This is a genomic window from Lutibacter sp. (assembly GCF_040883305.1).
Lineage (GTDB): Bacteria > Bacteroidota > Bacteroidia > Flavobacteriales > Flavobacteriaceae > Lutibacter.
The window spans coordinates 1-3,199 of the sequence record NZ_JBFLKT010000142.1; the positions used below are offsets into that span (position 1 = coordinate 1).

General features: G+C 32.2%; 4 protein-coding genes. All 4 read right to left on the reverse strand.

Annotation, left to right across the window (positions count from 1 at the left end):
* A partial coding sequence (locus tag AB1Z17_RS04635) for an aminotransferase class III-fold pyridoxal phosphate-dependent enzyme (RefSeq protein ID WP_368050627.1) occupies positions 1 to 236 on the reverse strand: 236 nt, incomplete at its 3' end.
* 10 nt (positions 237 to 246) lie between these two features.
* Complete coding sequence (gene proC / locus AB1Z17_RS04640) at positions 247 to 1,041, reverse strand: pyrroline-5-carboxylate reductase (protein ID WP_368050628.1); 795 nt, start codon at positions 1,039 to 1,041, stop codon at positions 247 to 249.
* Positions 1,042 to 1,139: 98 nt separating this feature from the next.
* Entirely contained in the window at positions 1,140 to 2,117 is a 978-nt protein-coding gene (argC, locus tag AB1Z17_RS04645; protein WP_368050629.1) for an N-acetyl-gamma-glutamyl-phosphate reductase, read from the reverse strand.
* Positions 2,114 to 3,199 (reverse strand): argininosuccinate synthase domain-containing protein (locus AB1Z17_RS04650; protein WP_368050630.1); only part of this gene is annotated, 1,086 nt, incomplete at its 5' end. The genes argC and AB1Z17_RS04650, both read right to left, overlap by 4 nt.

Genomic DNA, 3,199 nt, shown 5'->3' on the forward strand with positions numbered 1-3,199 from the left:
AACTTTTCAGCTAATTCTTGTTGCAACGGATTCTGAATTGAGTTAGAATAAAATCCAATTTTATTTAATTGTTCGGTTATAGATTGAACATATTTTGGATGCGTATGTCCCACAGAAATAACTCCGTGACCTCCATATAAATCTAAATATTTTGTTCCATTTTCATCCCAAACAAAAGCGCCTTCAGCTTTTACTGGTGTAACATTGTACAACGGATAGACATCAAATAATTCCATAATTCAATTTTTAAATCTGATTAATTTTTTCGAAAGAAGTTATCAAACCTCTAATTAATGAAGCGCTTAAACCTTGGTGTTCCATTTCGTTTAAACCTTCAATAGTACAACCGCTTGGTGTGGTTACTTTATCTATTTCTTGTTCTGGATGATTTCCAGATTTTATTAGTAAACTAGCAGCCCCTAAAGCAGTTTGCATTGACAATTCTTGCGCTTCTTCTGCGTCAAAACCAAGCTGTACGGCACCTTGTGTAGTTGCGCGAATTAAACGCATCCAAAAAGCAATTCCACTAGCACAAATAACAGTTGCTGCTTGCATTAAATTTTCTTCAATACACATAGTTTGGCCTAAAGAATTAAATATTGTTTTTGCAAATTCTATATTCTTTTTACCTCTTGAATTAGCACTTAAACAAGTCATTGATTGTCCCACTGAAATAGCCGTGTTTGGCATGCTTCTTACAATTGCAACTTCGGTTCCTAAAACAGCTTCAATATCGGCTATTTTTCTACCAGTTACAACGGAAATTACTGTATGTGTTTTTGGATTTATTACATCTTTAATTTCTTCTAAAACACCTTGCAATTGAACTGGTTGCACCGCAATAATTATAACATCAGAAAAACGAACTGCCCTTTTATTTTCGGTTGAAATTTTAACATTTAGTAATTTACTCCAAGATTCTAAAGATTCCGTATTTCGTTTTGTCAAGTATAAATTCTTGAACTTAAAATTGTCTTGAGATAAAATACCAATAGCTATTGAATATCCTAAATTTCCTGTACCTAAAATTGCTATTTTCATTTGTGTTAGTTTACTTTTATTAATTACTTGTCATTCTGTATAGGTTGTAATCCTGCACCAACCTACTATAGATTCCTGTTTTCACGGGAATGACAAAGCTAAAATGAATTAGCTTTTAATTTTAATCCTTCTGTCTCTTCAAAACCAAGCATTAAATTCATATTTTGAATTCCTTGCCCAGAAGCACCCTTCAATAAATTATCTATTTCTGAAGTAATTAACAACATTCCTTCGTGCTTTTGTAAATGCAAAAAACAATTATTCGTATTTACCACTTGTTTTAAATGAATAGGTGTTTTAGATAGGTGTGTAAAAACAGCTTCTTTGTAATAATCTTTAAATAATTGGTACGCTTTTTCAATACTTTCATCGAATTTTAAGTAGATGGAAGTAAAAATTCCTCTACTGAAATTTCCTCTGTTTGGAATAAAAAATAATTCATTAATAAAATTATTTTGAAGTCCCTTTAAACTTTCTCCAATTTCACCCAAATGCTGATGTGTAAAAGCTTTATATACCGAAAAATTATTATCTCTCCACGCAAAATGTGTTGTTGCTCCCTGAGAAACTCCAGCTCCTGTAGCACCTGTAGTTGCATTAATATGTACTGAACTATTTAGCAAACCTGCATTTGCTAGTGGTAATAATGCCAACTCTATTGAGGTTGCAAAACAACCTGGATTTGCAATATGTGAGGCTGTTTTAATTTTTTCTTTTTGAAGTTCTGGAAGCCCATATACAAACTCTTTCCCTTGAAAAACAGCATCAGCTTTTAATCTAAAATCGTTGCTTAAATCTATAATTTTAGTGTTTTTAGAAAACGAATTATTTTCTAAAAAGGCGGTTGAATTTCCGTGACCTAAACATAAAAATAGCACATCAACTTCTGGGTTAATTTTACTTGTAAATTTCAAATCTAAAGATCCCAATAAATCTTGATGCACTTGATAGATATAATTTCCTGCATTTGAAGTACTGTACACAAAATCCAGTTCAACTTTCGAGTGATTTACCAACAACCTTATTAATTCACCAGCTGTATAACCTGCTCCTCCAACTATTCCTACTTTAATCATAATTCTGAGTTTACACTGTGATAAATTTTATTTGCCGTTCCTAAAATCTTGATAAACCCTTTAGCATCTTCAGCAGTCCAAGCTTTATTAGTTTCTCCATATTCCCCAAATTTAGATTTCATTAAATCATGTTTAGATTCAATTCCATTTAAACTAAAATGATACGGTTTCAACGTAACATAAACTTCACCTGTTACCGTTTTTTGAGAATTTATTAAATAGGCTTCAATATCTCGCATTGCAGGTTCAAAATATTGTCCATCGTGCAATAACATTCCGTATGTACTCCCTAAACCTTCTTTTAAATTTTGCTGCCATTTAGAAAGCACATGCTTTTCTAATAAATGATGTGCTTTAATAATTACCGTTGCAGCAGCAGCTTCAAACCCAACTCTACCTTTAATCCCAACAATTGTATCTCCTACATGAATATCTCTTCCAATTGCGTACTTTGAAGCAAGGTCCTCTATTTTCAATATTGTATTAACTGGTGTATCAAATTCACCATTCAAACCAACTATTTCCCCTTTTTCAAAATATAATTTAATATCCGTTGGTTCAGTTTTTTCCAACTGACTCGGATATGCTTCTTCTGGCAGAGGTTTATGTGAAGTTAACGTTTCAACACCTCCAACGCTTGTACCCCAAATCCCTTTATTAATAGAATATTTTGCTTTAGACCAAGGAAAATCTACACCATGCTTTTCTAAATATTCAATTTCTTCTTGTCTAGATAATTTTAAATCTCTAATAGGCGTAATAATCTCAATATTTGGTGCTAAGGTTTGAAAAATCATATCAAAACGCACTTGATCATTTCCTGCTCCTGTACTTCCGTGAGCAATGTATTTTGCGTTTATCTTTTTAGCGTATTCAACTACTTCAATTGCTTGAAAAACACGCTCTGCACTTACCGATAAAGGATATGTATTATTTTTTAACACATTTCCATACACCATGTATTTTATGGCTTTATCGTAATAAATATCTAAAATATTCTGATTTGTATGAGATTTCACACCCATATCATACGCTTTTGCTTCCACAATTTTTAGTTCTTCCGAAGAAAAACCCCCTGTATT

Coding starts and splice junctions, on each gene's coding strand:
- argC (WP_368050629.1), bottom strand. CDS start 2,117: ATGATTAAAGTAGGAATAGTTGGAGGAGCAGGTTATACAGCTGGTGAA.
- proC (WP_368050628.1), bottom strand. CDS start 1,041: ATGAAAATAGCAATTTTAGGTACAGGAAATTTAGGATATTCAATAGCT.